At 60.2% G+C, this 17262-nt stretch carries 16 protein-coding genes; 8 read left to right on the forward strand and 8 right to left on the reverse strand.

Features of this window, described 5'->3' with window-relative positions; translation table 11 throughout:
• The first annotated feature begins 15 nt into the window (after positions 1-15).
• The 4 genes from mtgA to JZI28_RS20315 all read left to right on the forward strand — a co-directional run bounded on the left by mtgA (position 16) and on the right by JZI28_RS20315 (position 4722).
• Positions 16-756 (forward strand): monofunctional biosynthetic peptidoglycan transglycosylase, encoded by a 741-nt coding sequence (gene mtgA, locus JZI28_RS20300; RefSeq protein ID WP_375698769.1) that lies wholly within the window; start codon positions 16-18, stop codon positions 754-756.
• 69 nt (positions 757-825) lie between these two features.
• A complete protein-coding gene (locus JZI28_RS20305) occupies positions 826-1491 on the forward strand; it encodes a glutathione S-transferase family protein (protein ID WP_122074534.1) in 666 nt (221 codons plus the stop codon).
• Positions 1492-1593: 102 nt separating this feature from the next.
• Positions 1594-2646, forward strand: a complete 1053-nt coding sequence (gene queG, locus JZI28_RS20310) for a tRNA epoxyqueuosine(34) reductase QueG (protein WP_375698770.1) — start codon at positions 1594-1596, stop codon at positions 2644-2646.
• A gap of 69 nt (positions 2647-2715) precedes the next feature.
• Positions 2716-4722: a hydantoinase/oxoprolinase N-terminal domain-containing protein gene (locus tag JZI28_RS20315; protein ID WP_375698771.1), complete on the forward strand. Its 2007-nt coding sequence runs from the start codon at positions 2716-2718 to the stop codon at positions 4720-4722.
• Positions 4723-4792: 70 nt separating this feature from the next.
• On the opposite strand, the gene msrA is transcribed toward JZI28_RS20315, so the two are convergent.
• The 7 genes from msrA to JZI28_RS20350 form a co-directional block, all read right to left on the reverse strand.
• Positions 4793-5302, reverse strand: coding sequence for a peptide-methionine (S)-S-oxide reductase MsrA (msrA, locus tag JZI28_RS20320; protein ID WP_297339384.1), 510 nt, complete (start codon positions 5300-5302; stop codon positions 4793-4795).
• Positions 5299-5748, reverse strand: a complete 450-nt coding sequence (gene msrB, locus JZI28_RS20325) for a peptide-methionine (R)-S-oxide reductase MsrB (protein WP_295449703.1) — start codon at positions 5746-5748, stop codon at positions 5299-5301. Before msrB ends, msrA begins: the two co-directional genes overlap by 4 nt.
• 133 nt (positions 5749-5881) lie before the next feature.
• Positions 5882-6754 carry a DMT family transporter gene (locus JZI28_RS20330; protein WP_349387138.1) on the reverse strand — a complete coding sequence of 291 codons (873 nt, stop codon included), beginning with the start codon at positions 6752-6754 and terminating at the stop codon, positions 5882-5884.
• Between the two features lie 218 nt (positions 6755-6972).
• The gene (locus JZI28_RS20335) at positions 6973-7266 is read right to left on the reverse strand and encodes an HU family DNA-binding protein (RefSeq protein ID WP_295449710.1); all 294 of its coding nucleotides are present in this window, start codon (positions 7264-7266) and stop codon (positions 6973-6975) included.
• Between the two features lie 142 nt (positions 7267-7408).
• Complete coding sequence (locus JZI28_RS20340; RefSeq protein WP_348154111.1) at positions 7409-8893, reverse strand: AMP nucleosidase; 1485 nt, start codon at positions 8891-8893, stop codon at positions 7409-7411.
• Positions 8890-10704 (reverse strand): adenine deaminase, encoded by a 1815-nt coding sequence (gene ade, locus JZI28_RS20345; protein ID WP_375698772.1) that lies wholly within the window; start codon positions 10702-10704, stop codon positions 8890-8892. The genes JZI28_RS20340 and ade overlap by 4 nt, the downstream gene beginning before the upstream one ends.
• Before the next feature lie 127 nt (positions 10705-10831).
• A complete protein-coding gene (locus JZI28_RS20350; RefSeq protein ID WP_375698773.1) occupies positions 10832-11761 on the reverse strand; it encodes a LysR substrate-binding domain-containing protein in 930 nt (309 codons plus the stop codon).
• A 114-nt stretch (positions 11762-11875) separates the two neighbouring features.
• On the opposite strand from JZI28_RS20350, the gene JZI28_RS20355 reads away from it, so the two are divergent.
• On the forward strand, positions 11876-12631 hold the full coding sequence (locus JZI28_RS20355; RefSeq protein ID WP_297339432.1) for a class II aldolase and adducin N-terminal domain-containing protein: 756 nt from the start codon (positions 11876-11878) through the stop codon (positions 12629-12631).
• A 64-nt stretch (positions 12632-12695) separates the two neighbouring features.
• Here JZI28_RS20355 and JZI28_RS20360 read toward each other — a convergent pair whose 3' ends face one another.
• The gene (locus tag JZI28_RS20360; RefSeq protein WP_375698774.1) at positions 12696-13652 is read right to left on the reverse strand and encodes a GlxA family transcriptional regulator; all 957 of its coding nucleotides are present in this window, start codon (positions 13650-13652) and stop codon (positions 12696-12698) included.
• Positions 13653-13730: 78 nt separating this feature from the next.
• Here JZI28_RS20360 and JZI28_RS20365 point away from each other — a divergent pair, with 78 nt between their 5' ends.
• Genes JZI28_RS20365 through JZI28_RS20375 form a run of 3 tightly spaced genes read left to right on the forward strand, consistent with a single transcriptional unit; the run spans position 13731 to position 17252 of the window.
• On the forward strand, positions 13731-14894 hold the full coding sequence (locus JZI28_RS20365) for an acyl-CoA dehydrogenase family protein (RefSeq protein WP_375698775.1): 1164 nt from the start codon (positions 13731-13733) through the stop codon (positions 14892-14894).
• Between the two features lie 6 nt (positions 14895-14900).
• Positions 14901-15209: a SelT/SelW/SelH family protein gene (locus JZI28_RS20370; protein ID WP_297339434.1), complete on the forward strand. Its 309-nt coding sequence runs from the start codon at positions 14901-14903 to the stop codon at positions 15207-15209.
• A gap of 6 nt (positions 15210-15215) precedes the next feature.
• Positions 15216-17252: an acetate--CoA ligase family protein gene (locus JZI28_RS20375; protein ID WP_375698776.1), complete on the forward strand. Its 2037-nt coding sequence runs from the start codon at positions 15216-15218 to the stop codon at positions 17250-17252.
• Positions 17253-17262 lie beyond the last annotated feature (10 nt).

Raw genomic sequence — 17262 nt, forward strand, 5'->3', positions numbered from 1 at the left:
ATCTTATAGAGAGACATGGCAAAGGCAGCGAAAAAGACCAAAAAGAACAAATCAGGCCGATCCTGGATCAAAGCCCGTTTGGCGCAGCCTCTGCGCTGGTTTCGGCGGTGGATCCTGCGGGGGGTGTTTGCATTTGCCCTAGGGGCGGTGCTTTTGGTCACGCTGTTTTCTGTGGTGAACCCACCAACCACCCATACAATCTGGAGCGAAAAGCGCCGTCTTGGCGATGTCGACCAGGAATGGGTGCCCCTGGAGGACATGGCTCCGGTTTTGGCGCGGTCGGTTGTGGCGGCGGAAGATGCGCGGTTTTGTCAGCACTGGGGCATTGATGTGCGGGCGATTCGCGCAGCCCTTGCCGAGGGCGGCCAGCGTGGCGGCTCTACCCTGTCGCAGCAGGTGGTGAAAAACGTCTTTCTATGGCAGGGGCGCAGTTGGGGGCGTAAGGCGCTGGAAACCCTGCTGACACCCGTGGTGGAAGCGATCTGGAGCAAGCGGCGCATTCTGGAAGTCTATTTGAATGTGGCGGAGATGGATGAAGGCATTTTTGGTGCGGAGGCGGCGGCGCGGCACTATTTTGGAGTTGGTCCAGATGAATTGAACGCGCGTCAGGCGGCATTGATCGCAGCAGTTTTGCCAAACCCAAAACAACGTTCTGCGGCGCGGCCGAGCCAGAATCTCAAACGGCGGGCCGCAAAAATTCGAGATGGAGCGGCCACCATCCGCGCAGATGGGCGTGCGGGCTGTTTCGAGCATTGAAGTTTTGCCGCGCACAGGGCATTGCTGGATCAGTCCCTCGCAGTCCGACCCGGAGTTCCAAAAGACCATATGGCACGTCTCTATCATGTCCCGCTTTCCCCGTTTTGTCGGAAAATCCGTCTATCCCTGGCGGAGAAGAAGATCGAAGTAGAGTTGGTTGAAGAGCGGTACTGGGAAGCAGACCCGGACTTTTTGCGCCGCAACCCGGCGGGCAAGGTGCCGGTTATCCGTCTGGATGGCAAAATGATGTCTGAGAGTGCTGCCATCTGCGAGTATCTGGAAGAAACGCGGCCGACACCTTCTCTGATGCCCAGTGACCCGGATGGCCGTTATGAGGTGCGCCGCATTGTCAGCTGGTTTGACGACAAATTTCATTCGGAAGTGACCTCCAAGCTGCTCTATGAGCGGGTCAACAAGAAGGTCACCGGTGAAGGCTACCCCGACAGCAAGAACGTCAAGGCCGGGGCCAAGGCGATCAAATACCATCTCGACTATATGACCTGGCTGTTGGACCATCGGCGCTGGCTGGCAGGGGATCAGATGAGCCTGGCAGATTTTGCCGCTGCGGCGCATTTGTCGTCATTGGACTATATCTCGGATGTGGATTGGAACCGCTCGGCTGTGGTCAAGGACTGGTATGCCAAGATCAAATCGCGTCCGGCTTTTCGGTCCATTCTGGCGGATCAGATTTCGGGCTTTCGTCCGCCCGCCCATTACGCCGATCTCGATTTCTGAGAGACTGGCGTTTTGCTGCAACGGCTGGCACAGTAAGGGGGCTGTCTGCCCTCTTTTGCCTGTTGGCGTAGGCAATTCACCCCCGAGGATATTATTGGCCAAATGAAACACGGTGCTGATCTGAAGGCGCGATTGGTGGCGCAGGCCCTTGCTGAAGGGTTTGTCGCCTGCAAGATCTGTCGCCCCTGGGATGTGCCACTGGTGCCAGATCGGCTGCAGCAGTTTCTCGACAAGGGCTATCATGGGCAGATGGGTTGGATGGCAGAGCGCAGCCATTGGCGCGGCGATCCAAGTGTGCTGTGGCCGGAGGCGCGTTCCGTTATCATGCTGGCGGAAAGCTACACCCCGGAAGAAGACCCGATGGCGGTTGTGGGCTGTGCCGACCGGGGGGCGGTTTCGGTTTATGCCCGCAACAAGGACTATCATGATCTGGTCAAGAAGCGGCTGAAGCGTTTGGCGCGTTGGCTGATAGAAGAGGCCAAGGCCCAGGATGAGGCGGCACAGGTTAAGGTTTTTGTTGATACGGCTCCGGTGCCGGAAAAGCCTTTGGGGCAGGCGGCGGGGCTTGGGTGGCAGGGCAAGCATACTAACCTGGTGAGCCGAGACTGGGGAAATTGGGCTTTTTTAGGCTCTGTTTTTACCACGCTGGATCTGCCAGCAGATCCAGCTGAAGTGGACCGCTGCGGATCCTGCACCTCTTGTTTGACGGCCTGTCCGACAGAGGCCTTTACCGCGCCCTATCAGATGGATGCGCGGCGGTGCATTTCTTATCTGACGATTGAGCACAAAGGTCCAATTGACGAGGAGTTGCGCAGTAAGCTGGGCAATCGGATCTACGGCTGTGATGACTGTCTGTCGGCCTGCCCCTGGAATAAATTTGCCGTTGCCGCCAGTGATCTGCGCTATGCCGCCAGGGCCGAGCTGGAGGCGCCAAAGCTGGCAGAGCTGGCGGTATTGGATGATGCAGGGTTTCGGACATTTTTTGCCGGTTCACCGATCAAACGGGTGGGGCGAGACCGGTTTGTGCGCAATGTGCTGTATGCCATTGGCAATTCTGATCTGCCGGCCCTGCGCAGCGTGGCAGAGGGGTTGACCCAGGATCCGGATTCAACGGTGGCCGATGCGGCACGATGGGCGGTTCAGCGGCTGTCATGACGCAAACAGGATGGACCTGTCTCAAATAGGCGTTAGACCAGTTGAGCGAACGGCTTGGAGACGATTGAAATGACGGTGCTTCTGGGGGTGGATACAGGCGGAACCTACACGGATGCGGTTTTGATCCGTGACGAGAAAGAGGTGATTGCCAGCGCCAAATCACTGACCACGCGAGCGGATCTTGCCATCGGGGTTGGTGGCGCCATTCGGGCGGTTCTCGAGCAATCCGGCTGTGCGGCCGCAGAGGTGTCGATGACGGCGCTGTCGACCACGCTGGCAACCAATGCTCTGGTCGAAGGCCAGGGTGGCCGGGTGGCGTTGATCTATGTTGGATTTAGCGGGGCCGACCTGGATCGCCACGGGCTGCGGGATGCCTTGAAGGGCGATCCCGCATTGATTCTTGCCGGGGGGCATAATCATGCCGGGGCCGAGGCATGCGCCCTGGATGTAGATGCACTGCGCGCCTTTTTAGAGACAGATTCGGCGGGGGTTTCCGGCTTCGCCGTGGCCTCTGTATTTGCCACCCGGAACCCGGCGCATGAGCTGGAGGTGGCGCGTATCATCGCAGAGATGACCCAGGCGCCGGTTACCTGCTCGCACCAGCTGTCGGCAAAGCTGAACGGCCCCAAACGGGCGGTGACTGCGGTGCTGAATGCGCGGCTTATTGGGATGATCGACCGGCTGATTGGCCGGGCGCAGGATGTGCTGGTGGAGCTTGGGGTGACGGCTCCGATGATGGTGGTGCGCGGCGATGGCGCCCTGATGTCGGCGGCGCAGGCCCGCGAACGTCCGATCGAGACTATTCTCAGCGGGCCTGCGGCCTCAATCGTCGGGGCGCGCTGGATGACCGGGGTGGAGAATGCCCTGGTCAGCGATATCGGTGGCACCACCACGGATGTGGCCCTGATCCGCGACGGCAAGCCTGCGATTGATCCGGCGGGTGCGCGGGTGGGTGATTTTCGCACCATGGTCGAGGCAGTGGCCATGCGCACCACCGGTCTGGGCGGTGACAGCCAGGTGCACCTGCAGTCTAGCGGGCTGCAAGGTGGGGTGACGCTGGGCCCGCGCCGGGTGGTGCCGGTGTCTTTGATCGCGGCAGAGGCCCCTGAGGTGGTGCATGCGGCGCTGGACAAGCAACTCAATGCGCCAGTGGTAGGGGAATATGACGGCCGATTTGTGCGTGCCGTGATTGGCCTGCCCGCTGTCGGTCTGGGGGAGCGCGAACAGGCCCTTTTGGGGCGCATTGGCACCCAAGTGCACCCTTTGGGCGTTATTCTGCGGACCCGGATGGAACAGGGCGCGTTAAGCCGCCTGCTGGATCGCGGTTTGGTGCAGGTCGCGGGCGTGACTCCATCGGATGCCAGCCATATTTTGGGCTGGGTTCAGGCCTGGGATGCCGAGGCCGCTGAAAAGGCCCTTACCCTGTTCGCCCGGCGGCGGGTTGGCAGTGGAGAGGGGCTGGCGCCGGATGCAGAAACCCTGGCGCGGATGATTGTGGATCAGCTCACGGAACAGACCTCTTTGACCCTGTTAGAGTCGGCTTTTGCCGAGGAGGCTGCGGATTTTCCTTTGCCGCCCGCGGATCTGGCGCGGCATGTTCTCACCCAGCGGGGGCTGGCCTCGCATCGTGGCATCCTGTCGTTGGACCTGGCGGTGAATTTTGATGTGGTAGGGCTGGGGGCCTCGGCGCCGTGCTATTACCCGGCGGTTGGAGAGCGGCTGAAATGCCGAATGCTGTTGCCGGAACACGCAGGGGTGGCCAATGCCATTGGTGCTGTGGTGGGCCGTATCACCATGCGACGCAGTGGCAGCGTAACCGCGCCGGCTGAGGGCAAGTTTCGGGTTCATCTGGACAGCGCGCCGCAGGATTTTTCAGCCTCACAGGAGGCCCTGCAGGTGCTGGAGCAGGCCCTGGGGGATCAGGCCCGCGCCGCTGCCGAAGCGGCGGGGGCGGAGGATATCCATATCCATGTCACCCGCGATATCCGCATGGCTGAGGTCGAGGCGCGTGAGGTCTTTGTCGAGGCGATGCTGACGGTTGAGGCCAGCGGCCGCCCCCGTGTGGCCAAGGGTTAGGCAGGGGAGAAACCAAAAGACCCGCCTCATAATGGCGCGGGTCTTGGTTCAATTTTGGCTCTAACTTGGGTTATTGTGCTGCTGCGCTGCGTTTGGGCAGCACCCAGTCGGGGCGGGCAAAATGGCAGGTGTAGCCATCCGGGCGGCGTTCCAGATAGTCCTGGTGCTCGGGCTCTGCCTCCCAAAAGTCGCTGACGGCTTCGACTTCGGTCACCACCTTGCCGGGCCAAAGCCCGCAGGCTTCGACATCGGCGATGGTGTCCAGCGCCACGGCTTTTTGCGCCTCATCGACATAATAAATTGCCGAGCGATAGCTTAGCCCGAGATCATTGCCCTGGCGGTTTTGCGTGGTGGGGTCATGGATCTGAAAGAAGAACTCCAGCAGCTCGCGGTAGGAGGTCTGGCTGGGATCAAACAGGATCTCGATGCCTTCGGCATGGGTGCCGTGGTTTTTATAGGTGGCATTGGCCACATCGCCGCCAGTGTAGCCGACACGGGTTTTCAGCACACCTTTGCGCTTGCGGATCAGATCCTGCATGCCCCAGAAACAGCCCCCAGCGAGTACAGCGCGTTCGCTCATGCTTTTACCTCCACTTGATTGATGTAGTCTGCATAGCCTTCGGCCTCCATTTCAGCCAGTGGAATAAACCGTAACGAGGCAGAGTTGATGCAGTAGCGCAGGCCACCATGTTCGACTGGCCCGTCGGGGAAGACATGGCCCAGGTGACTGTCGCCATGGGTGGAGCGCACTTCGGTGCGGATCATGCCAAGGGTCCGGTCTTCCAGCTCGCTGACATAGGCGGGTTCGATTGGTTTGGTAAAGCTGGGCCAGCCGCAGCCGGACTCGTATTTGTCCCCGGATGCAAACAGCGGCTCGCCCGAGACGATATCGACATAGATACCAACCTCTTTGTTGGCGAGCAGCTTGCCGGTGCCGGGGCGTTCGGTGCCCGCGTTCTGGGTAACGTAGAATTCCTCTTCCGAGAGGGCGGCGATGGCGGTGGGGTCTTTGGTATATTTGGTCATGCAGGTCTCCGACTTGTTGCGGTCTTGTGCCTAGGGCCGCTCTGTTCGCTATTGTGGCAAAGATGGGGTGTCGCAGGCAAAATGCAAAGAGCATTTCACCCGGCTCGCGGCTCTGTGTGCGGGAAACTGCGGGTTATTTGGGTGCGGCCTGCCGGGACAGCTGCACGGCTAGAATGCCTAAGGTCACCACCGCGACACCGATCAGATCAAGCAGGCCCAGGTGCTCCCCCAGCAGCAGACTGGCAACCGCGACGCCAAAAACCGGGTTGAGAAAGTGAAAGGTGGCGGCGCGAATGGCGCCAATCCGGTTGAGCAACAGCACCCAGATAAAGGTCGCCATTAGCCCCGGAACAACGGTGGTATAGGCAAAGGCCAGCCCCAACCGGAGGGTCGGGTGTACAAAGATATCTTCGCTAAGCGGGGCGGCGACAAACAGAATGGCGGATCCAATCAACATCTGCAGGCCGACAACCATCATGAAGTTGCCGCCAGAGGTGGCGCCGCGCAGGGCCAGGGTGGCTACGGTCAAGGCCGCGACCCCGACAAAGCAGAGGATAAGGCCAAAGAGATCAACCCCGGCATTGATCCGGGTGCCCATGATCAGCGCCACACCGGCCACCCCCGCCATCAGGCCAAGAAGGCCCAGTGGTCTGATCCGGTCGCCAAAGATCAGCCAAGAGGCCAGCGCCACACAGAGCGGCATGGTGGAGGCGATAATGGCCGCGAGGGAGGCTTCGATCCACTGCATGGCGACAAAGTTCAGCCCCAAATACAGCGCATTCTGGCAGAGACCAAAGATCATGGTGGCCCGCCACTGGCTGCGGGTCAGCCGCCAGGTCTGTCCCAGAGCCAGGGCAATACCGACGCCGATCAATCCTGAAATCAAAAACCGCACCGCCAGCGAAAACAGCGGCGAGGCATCCATCACAATGATCCGGGCAGAGGTGAAAGCCGAAGACCACATGAGGGCAAAGGTGAGCCCCATGGCAACTGCGCGTAGATCCATAACGATGTCTCCAGAGGGCTGGTGGTGTCTTCAGGTCTTTAGCAAGGCAAGTACCTACTGGGAATGCCCATTCGATGTGCGCTCACGCGATTGGCATCCGGGTCCAGTCCGCGCATGACGGGGAGGAGTGAAAAAGCCAGACATGCGATGGGCAGGCATGAAAAAAGGGCCGCCAAAGGCGACCCGATCTCGATAGCAGTAATCCGGAAATTCCTGGATTAGGCTTCGCCGTTGACGCTGTCTTTCAGGGCTTTGGCAATGGTCATTTTCACAACCTTGTCCGCTTCCTTCATGAACTTTTCGCCTGTGGCAGGGTTGCGCACTTCGCGCTCGGGGCGCTCGCGGCAATAGATTTTGCCGACGCCAGGCAGAGTGACGGCTCCGCCTTCGGAAACTTCGCGCGTGATCAAGGCACAGACGGCTTCAAGAGCAACGCCTGCGGTCTTTTTATCTTCGCCCATTTCCTCAGCCAGAGCGGCAACAAGCTGGGTTTTTGTCATCGGTTTGGACATTCTCAGATCTCCTTAAAACTGCCCGAACTGTGGGGCCTCATCGCGCAACATTATCGTTATGTTGTGTAGGAACACAACGCGTTGTGGAACAAAAGACTATAGAAACCAGCGGTTTTTTGCAGAAAACAGTGGAAAACTCGGCCTAAAGGAAGGCGGTTTCGTCAAAGGAGCGCAGTTTTCGGCTGTGCAACCGTTCCAGCGGCATCGATCTGAGCTGTTCCATCGCCTTTATGCCGATCTGCAAATGACGCGCAACCTGTGTTTGATAAAAGTCAGAGGCCATGCCTGGCAGCTTCAGCTCTCCATGCAGTGGTTTGTCGGACACACAGAGCAGGGTGCCGTAGGGGACGCGAAAGCGATAGCCATTGGCGGCGATGGTGGCGCTTTCCATATCCAGGGCGATGGCGCGGGACTGGCTGAGCCGCTGCACCGGGCCGGATTGGTCGCGCAATTCCCAATTACGGTTGTCGATGGTGGCGACGGTGCCGGTGCGCATGATCCGCTTCAGGTCATAGCCCTCAAATTTGGTGACTTCGGCCACGGCCTGTTCCAAAGCGATCTGGATTTCTGCCAGGGCTGGAATCGGCGTCCAGACTGGCAGGTCATCGTCCAGCACGTGATCTTCGCGCAGGTAAGCATGGGCCAGCACAAAATCCCCCAGCGCCTGGGTATTGCGCAGGCCGGCACAGTGGCCAACCATCATCCAGGCATGTGGGCGCAGCACCGCTATATGGTCGGTGGCTGTTTTGGCGTTTGACGGCCCGACACCGATATTGACCAGGGTGATGCCTTTGCCGTCAGCGCGCTTCAGATGATAGGTCGGCATTTGCGGCAGCTTGGCGATGGCAGGGATCTCTGCCTCTGGGGCGGTGATCTCGTGGTTTCCGGTGCTGACAAAGCTGGTGTAGCCGGAGGTCGGGTCCGCCAGCTGAGCGCGGGCGTAGGCTTCGAACTCGGCCACATAGAACTGATAGTTGGTAAACAGCACGTGGTTTTGGAAATGCTCAGGTGCGGTGGCGGTGTAATGAGACAGCCGCGCCAATGAGTAGTCTATGCGTTGCGCGGTGAACAGCGACAGTGGGCCGATGCCGTCTTCGGGTTGGTAGGTGCCATTGACGATATCGTCATTGGTGGTGGCCAGATCCGGGACATCAAAGATATCGCGCAGGGTAAAACCGGCAGCGCCGTCCTGCGGTACGGTAAGATCAGGTCGGGAACCAACGGCAAAATGCACCGGGATTGCGGTGGTTGAGGCGCCAATGGTGACGGGTTGACCGTGGTTTTTGATCAGCAGGGCGATTTGCTGGGTCAGATAGTGGCGAAACAGATCCGGCCGCGTCACCGTGGTGGCATAGGTGCCCGGCGCCGAAACATGACCAAAGCTGAGGCGGCTGTCCACCTGGGCAAAGCTGGAGGTGGTAAAGCGGATCTCGGGATAAAAGGCGCGAATACGCTGGGTGCCTTTTGTCCCTGTCGCCATACTGGCGATGAACTCATCACATAAGAATGTGGTGGCCTGAGCATAAAGCTCTTCCAGCCGGGCCACGGCGGCGCTGGCGTCGGAAAAGCTCTCGGGGGCGGGGGCCTGGGGCTGTTTGATCTGGGTGATCGGTGTTGCTGGCGTCATGTGAGCGGCTCAATCACGGGGATCATTTCAAAGGTGCGCACGTCCACCAGCCCAAGGTCCGAGATCCTGAGTTCAGGGATCACCACCAGAGCCAGCAAGGAGTGCTGCATATAGGCGTTGTTGAGCGAGCAGCCGCAGGCCTCCATCGCTTCGCCCAGTTTTTGCGCCTTGGCGGCAACCTCGGTGGCGGGGCTGTCGGACATCAGCCCTGCAATGGGCAGCTCGACCAGGGCCAGCTCTGCGCCATCGCGGAAGATGGTGACACCGCCGCCGACCTCGGCCAGGCGATTGGCGGCCAGCGCCATCTGGTCCCGGTCGGTGCCTACTACAATCATGTGGTGGCTGTCATGGGCCACGGTGGAGGCCATGGCCATTTTGCCCTGATAGCCAAAGCCCGAAACAAAGGCATTGGTGACGCCGCCAGTGGCCTGATGGCGCTCTACCAATGCGATCTGGCAGGTCTCGCCCTCGGCGGCCATGGTGGCCTCTACCAGCCCGTCATGCACCGGCAGCTCGGCCTTCAGCGCCTTGGTTGGGGCCTGGTTTTCCACCATGCCAATGACATTGGCGGTGACCGCATTGGCACCCTCGGGGGCCTGGATTTCAAAATCTTTTGCCGTCAGAACATGGCCCAGATGGATGGTGCCACGGGCGCTGTCAGGCCAGTCAAGATGCGGACAATCCACCGTAATAGAGCCTGATTCAGCAACGATCTGCCCGCGTGCTATGACCAGCTCGATCGGCAGCTCGGTCAGATCCGAGGTGAGGATCACATCGGCGCGCCGTCCCGGCGTGATCGAGCCGATATCGCGCTCCAGCCCAAAATGAGTGGCGGTGTTGATCGTTGCCATCTGCAGCGCGATCAGCGGATCACAGCCGCAGGCAATGGCATGGCGCACCACCCGGTTCATGTGGCCGTCATTCACCAGCGTGCCAGAGTGGCAATCATCGGTGCAGAGGATAAAGTTGCGTGGATCCAGGCCTTTTTCGGTGATGGCGGTGATCTGCGCCTCAACGTCGTACCAGGCAGAGCCCAGCCGCACCATAGCGCGCATACCCTGGCGCATTCGGGCGATGGCGTCTGCTTCGCAGGTGCCCTCGTGGTCATCCGCCGGGCCACCGGCGACATAGGCGGCAAAGTCCCGTCCCAGATCCGGCGAGGCATAATGCCCGCCAACGGTTTTGCCTGCCCGCTGGGTGGCGGCGATTTCGGCCAGCATCTTGGGGTCGGCATTGGCCACACCGGGGAAGTTCATCATCTCGCCAAGGCCGACAATACCGGGCCAGTGCATGGCTTCGGCGACGTCTTCGGCAGTGATTTCAAACCCGGTGGTTTCCAGCCCCGGCGCCGAGGGCGCACAGGAGGGCATCTGGGTGAAGATATTGACGGGCTGTAGCAGCGCCTCGTCATGCATCAGCCGCACGCCCTCAAGCCCCAGAACATTGGCGATCTCATGGGGGTCGGTGAACATCGAGGTGGTGCCATGGGGGATTACCGCGCGGGCAAATTCCGCCGGGGTCAACATGCCGGATTCGATATGCATATGGGCATCACAAAGGCCGGGAATCATATAGCGTCCCTGTGCTTCGATCACCTGGGTATCCGGCCCGGTGCAATAGCTGGCATCGGGGCCAACATAGGCGATACGACCGGATTTGATGGCAATGTCGTGATTGTCCAGCACCTCGCGGGTGTGGACATTGACCCATTTGCCCTGACGAATGACCGTATCGGCAGGCGCGCGGCCTGCGGCGACATGGATCAGGTCTGGGGCGATATCGGGCCAGCTGGGGAATGCTTTATCTGTCATGTGCCAATTGTTCTGATTGCGCGCGTAAGTGCAAGCCCTGGGATCTGTGCTTGGCCTAGAAACACCTATAGGCAGGACAAGAGGATGTTTTGTGACAGCTCTCCCGGATGAGATCGCAGGGCGGGTGCTAATTGTCTGGGTGGGCTTGGGGTGTGCGCTTGAACGCCTTTGGCCAGGCCTTACCGCCGCAGTGGTCCTGCGCCATCTCGGCCCGCAGCCAGTTGGCAAAAGCCTGGGCGCCCGGGGCGTGTTCTGCCTGGGGGGAGAGCAGGAGATAGTAGGCCTCTGGCACCGGGGCACGGTGGTCAAACGGGGCAATCAGCTGCCCCTGCCGGATCAGGTCGCTGACCAGGATGTCATGGGCCAGCCCCAGGCCGGCCCCCGCAGCCACAGCGGGCAGGCAGGCCATATAGGTGGTGGCATAGCTCACTGGTGGGTTGGGCCAGGGCAGGCCCTGATCCTCGGCCCAGGCGGGGAAATTGGCCATCAGATTGGAACAGTCAAACAGCCGGTGCTGATGCAGCTCTGTCAGGGTCACCGCATAGTCCGGGGCGCAGACCGGATAGTAATGATCGCGGTGCAACAGCTCACCCCGCACCGTATCCGCCAGCCCCAGCGAAAAGCGGATCTCGACATCGGCGCCTTCGGCCATGTCGCGGGGTTCCCAGATTTCGGTAGAGATGTTCAGCAAAACATCCGGGTGCGCATCGTAAAACCTGCCCAGTCGGGGCGACAGCCATTGCACCGCAAAGGACATATTGCACTGCACCTGCACCACATTCTTTTGTGAACCGGAAATGGCGCGGGTGCCATTGGTCAGGGTGCGAAAGGCCTCGCGCACCACTGGCAGATAGGTGGTTCCGGTTGGGGTCAGCTCCAGGGCGCGGGGGCGACGATGAAACAGGGTTTTGCCCAGATGTGACTCCAGCCCCTTGATCTGCTGACTGACCGCGCTTTGGGTCATGTTCAGATCATTGGCGGCGCCGGTAAAGGACAGATGCCGGGCTGCGGCCTCGAAGGTCCGTAGCCAGCCAAGGGGAGGCAGAGAGGATTTCATTGCATAAGTTTGGCATAAGCTGAGCTAATGGCAAGGTGCCATTTTTTTCGCTGGTCAAACAGACCTCTGCGGCACAGGTTCTGGGCAATCAGAAATTGTTTCAGGAGCATCAAAATGAGCGTTGCAGAATTGCGCCCCAATATGGACCATTGGCAGGAACGCGTGGACATGGCGGCAAGCTTTCGCTGGGTGGAGCGGCTTAATATGCACGAAGGTGTCGCCAATCATTTCAGCCTGGCGGTGAACGCAGACGGCAGCCAGTTTTTGATGAATGCCAATCAGATGCATTTTGCCCGGATTACCGCATCAAACCTATTGCTGCTGGACGCCAATGACCCCGAAACCATGACCAAACCCGGTGCGCCGGATCCCACCGCCTGGGGGCTGCATGGCTCGATCCATCGCCTCTGTCCGCAGGCGCGTTGCGTGATGCATGTGCATTCGATTTTTGCCACGGTTCTGGCCTCTTTGGCCGATAGCAGCCTGCCGCCGATTGATCAAAACACCGCCACCTTTTTCAACCGCTATGTCATCGACGATGGTTATGGCGGTTTGGCCTTTGAGGACGAAGGCGCGCGTTGTGCGGCGATGCTGACCGACCCCAAACAGAAGGTGATGATCATGGGCAACCACGGGGTGCTGGTGATCGGCTCTGACCCGGCGGATACCCTTAATAGGCTCTATTATTTTGAACGCGCCGCCGAGACCTATATTCGGGCCTTGCAGACCGGGCAGCCCCTGCGCCTGTTGTCGGATGAGATCGCCGAGAAAACCGCGCGCGAGCTGGAGGACTACCCCTCCCAGGCCGAGGCACACCTGCGCGAGATCAAACTGATCCTGGATGGTGAAGGCTCGACCTACGCCAGCTAGAGCCGGTTCGTCAGGCTACTGGTCTTGCCGCTGGTAAGGTCTCTGGCCAGGCTACCGGATTGTGTCACCCCGTGCTGTTGCGCATCTGGCGCGGGGGGACACCAAATTCGGCGCGATAGGCGCGGGTCATGGCACTGGGGTCTTCATAGCCGCTGCGCAGGGCGATCTCTGCGATGGACAAATCAGTCTCTAATACAAGCTTTCGGGCCTGTATGAGGCGCAGATGTCGGTAGATCGCCTGCGGGGTTGCCCCCAGTTGTGCCTTCATGCGCTGTTCCAGATCTTTGCGGTTGCGGCCAATCTGGCGGGCGATTTCCATCACCGAAAGCGGAGCCTCGATATTGGCCTGCATCAGCGCTAGGGCCCTGGCGACAGAGCGGTTGCGCGCAGAGCCTATGGCGAGAGGGGCAGGCTCTGCCTCGGTGACTTCGGGGCTCATGAACAGGGCGGCGACCTCCAGCCGCAGGGCCTGCCCATGGGCCTGACCGATAAGATCCATCATCAGGTCAAAGGCCGCCAAGGCCCCGGTACAGGTGATGCGATTGCCGTCCTGCACATGGCGTAGGCGCTGGGCATCGATCTGGGGGAAATCCTCGGCAAAGCCTGCCAGTTCCTCCCAGTGAATGGTGGCGCGGCGTCCATCAAGCAGGCCGGCTGCGGCCAAAAGCCAGGCCCCGGCATCAAAGCCTGCCATCACCTCGTAGCGACCTGCAGCCGCGCGCAAAGACTTTTTCGCGGCCTCTGTTGCCAGCGGGCGATAGCGATACGAGGGCATGGCAATCAACATGTCGCCGCGACACTTGGCCAGCTGGTCATGGGGGTTCACCTCCATCCCGGCAGAGGAGGTGACAGGCGTCCCCTCCAGGGTGAGAAACCGCCAGGCATAGATCTGCCGCCCCGCCAATGTATTTGCCGCGCGCAAAGGTTCGACCGTATTGGCAAGGCAATGACCGGAAAAATCATCAAACAACAGCAGATCGACCTGCTGCGCTGCGGCGTCTTCTTTTACCCAACTCTGCATGATTTTTTCCACCTCTGCATGAAGTAACCCTAGCTCGGCGCTAGACTGTTGGGCAAGTCAAAGAGAAGGATGCGCGCGATGCAGTTTGGCATGACAGAAGAGCAGGCAATGATCGTCGAGACGACTCGTGCCTTTGTGGAGAACGAGCTTTACCCTCACGAGCAGGAAGTCGAACGCTCTGGGCATCTGGACATGGATGTGATCAAGGACATCCAGGCAAAGGCGATGGCGGCGGGGCTTTATGCCGCAAATATGCCCGAAGAGGTGGGCGGCGCCGGGCTCGATACGCTCAGCTGGCTGATGTATGAAAAGGAGCTGGGCCGCGCCAACTATGCGCTGCACTGGACCGGGGTCGCGCGCCCGTCAAATATTCTACTGGCCGGCACCGAAGAGCAGAAAGAGAAATACCTGTTCCCCTGCATGAAGGGCGAAAAATGGGATTGTCTGGCCATGACGGAGCCAGACGCGGGCTCTGACCTGCGCGGCATGAAGGCCACGGCGCGCAAAGATGGCGATGACTGGATCCTGAACGGCACCAAACATTTTATCAGCCACGCCGATATCGCGGATTTTGCCATCTGCTTTATGGCGACGGGTGTCGAAGACACCCCGCGCGGGCCAAAGAAAAAGATCACCGCCTTCTTTGTCGACAAGGGCACACCGGGATTTGCGGTGCGCAATGGCTACGGCAATGTTTCGCACCGGGGCTATACCAATGCTGTGTTGGAGTTTGACGACTGTCGCCTGCCATCCTCGGCCATCCTGGGCGAGGTCGACAAGGGCTTTGACGTGGCCAACACCTGGCTGGGGGCGACCCGTTTGCAGGTGGCGGCAACCTGCCTGGGTCGCGCTGATCGCGCCTTGCAGCACTCGGTTGAATATGCCGCTGAACGCAAACAATTTGGCCAGCAGATCGGCAAATTTCAGGGGGTCTCCTTTAAGTTGGCCGATATGGCGCTGGAGCTGAAGGCAGCAAATTTGCTGACCTGGGAGGCCGGTTGGAAATTTGATCAGGGCACTGTCACCGAGTCTGACATGTCGATGGCCAAGCTGAAAGCGACCGAAATGCTGGCCATGGTTGCGGATGAGGCAATCCAGATCCATGGCGGCATGGGCCTGATGGATGAGCTGCCGCTGGAACGCATTTGGCGCGATGCCCGAGTTGAGCGCATTTGGGAGGGGACGAGCGAGATCCAACGGCATATTATCAGCCGTGAAATGTTACGCGCCCACGGAGCCTGATGAACCATGCCAACGACCTCTCCTTTGAAGCCCAAGATCACCATCACCTATTGTATCGGCTGCAACTGGATGCTGCGCGCCGCCTGGATGGCGCAGGAACTCCTGTCGACCTTTCAGGATCAATTGGCAGCGGTGACCCTGGTGCCGGGGGAGGTAGGAGGCATCTTTGAGATCTCGCTCAATGAAGAGCTGATCTGGGAGCGTAAGCGCGACGGCGGATTTCCCGATGTGAAAGAGCTGAAGACCCGCGTACGCGACCGGATCAACCCGCAACAGGACCTTGGCCATCTGGACCGGGCCACAAGGGATGAATAAATCAAAATGAACTCTCTAAACAGGCTGTTTAGGCCCAAAACCATCGCCGTTGTGGGCGGTGGAGCCTGGTGCCGTCTGGTGATTGAACAGTGTCAGAAGATGGGGTTCGACGGCGAGATCTGGCCGGTTCACCCCAAGGCAGAAGAGCTGGCAGGCCTGCCGGTCTATCGGGATGTCGCCAGTCTGCCGCAGGCGCCGGATGCCACCTTTGTCGGGGTGAACCGCTTTGCCACAATCGAGGTGGTGCGGGATCTGGCGGCACGCGATGCGGGCGGTGCGGTGTGCTTTGCCTCGGGCTTCCTGGAGGCCCAGGCCGAGGATGCTGAGGGCGCAGATCTTCAGGCGCAGCTGTTGCAAGCGGCAGGTGAGATGCCTTTCCTCGGGCCCAATTGCTATGGCTTTATCAATTACCTGGATGGTGCCCTATTGTGGCCGGACCAACACGGTGGTGCGCGGGTAGAGAGGGGCGTAGCTCTGATCACCCAAAGCTCCAACATTGCCATCAATCTGACCATGCAGACCCGGGGCTTGCCCATCGCTTATGTGGTGGCGGCGGGCAATCAGGCGCAGTCCGGCATTGCCGCCATCGGCGAGGCATTGCTGGACGATGATCGGGTCACCGCGCTGGGCCTGCATATCGAAGGCTTTGGCGATCTGCGCGCCTTTGAGGCACTGGCGGCCAAGGCACGCGCCTTGGGCAAGCCAATTATCGCGCTGAAGGTGGGCAAATCCGTTGAGGCACAGGCGGCGACCATTTCGCATACGGCCTCACTTGCGGGCGGTGATGCGGGGGCTCAGGCTTTGCTTTCGCGTCTGGGGATTGCGCGGCTTGACGATCTGCCAGCGTTTCTGGAAACGCTGAAACTGCTGCATGTGACAGGGCCATTGGCCAACAACCGGTTGGCATCAATCAGCTGTTCGGGGGGCGAGGCAAGCCTTGCTGCCGATACCGCGTATGATCTTCCGGTGGTGTTTCCGCCTTTGAATGACACCCAGACAGCCGACCTGCGTGCGGCCCTGGGGCCGATGGTGGCGCTGGCCAATCCGCTGGACTACCACACCTATATCTGGCGCGACACGCCGGCGATGACGCGGGCCTGGTCTGCGATGATGGATCCCTCCCTGGCGATGACCCTGCTGATCGTTGATTTTCCGCGCCCCGATCGATGCTCTGCCAGTGACTGGGACTGTGCCATTGAGGCCGCCATCGGCGCGCGTCAGGCCACAGGGGCAAATGTTGCGCTGGTGGCCACCCTGCCGGAACTGCTGCCCGAGACGGTTTCCAACCAGCTGATGGCAGCTGGCGTGGTGCCCTTTTGTGGGCTGCGCGAGGCCCTGGTGGCCTGTGCGGCCTCTGCTGCGCCAGAACCAGAGATCGCAGAGCCCGTGTTACTGCCAACCACAGTGGTAGAGCCTAGTCTGGTCTCTGAGGCGGAAGCCAAGTTTCGCTTGGCGCAGTATGGCCTGCGGGTTCCCAAATCCATCCGCGCCAAATCTCCCGGCATGGCGCGGGCGGCAGCGGCGGATATTGGCTATCCGGTGGTGCTGAAAGGCGAAGGGGTTGCCCATAAAACCGAAGCCGGGGCGGTGGTGCTGGGGCTAAACTCCGGCGGCGACGTCAGCGCGGCGGCAGCTGCGATGCCGACAGAGCGGTTCTTGGTTGAGGAAATGGTTGGCGGCACCGTGGCAGAACTGCTGATCGGGGTGGTGAAAGACCCGGCGCATGGCTTTGTTCTGACACTGGCGGCGGGCGGCACTTTGACTGAGATCCTGCAAGACAGGTGCTCGCTTTTGCTGCCCGCCAGTGATGCGGCAATTGATGCGGCCCTGGATGGCTTGAAAATCGCAAAACTACTGGCAGGTTATCGCGGCAAACCAGCCGTGGATCGCGGCGCCATTTTGCGCGCGGTGCGATCGGTGCAGGACTATGTGCTGGCCGAGGCCGAAGGTCTGGAAGAAATTGAAATCAACCCGCTGCTGTGTACGCCCGAGGATGCGGTGGCGGCAGATGCGCTGATGCGACGAAAGGATATGATGAGATGAGTGGACAGGA

The sequence above is a fragment of the Pseudophaeobacter sp. TrK17 genome (genome assembly GCF_042192375.1).
Taxonomy (GTDB): Bacteria; Pseudomonadota; Alphaproteobacteria; order Rhodobacterales; family Rhodobacteraceae; genus Pseudophaeobacter.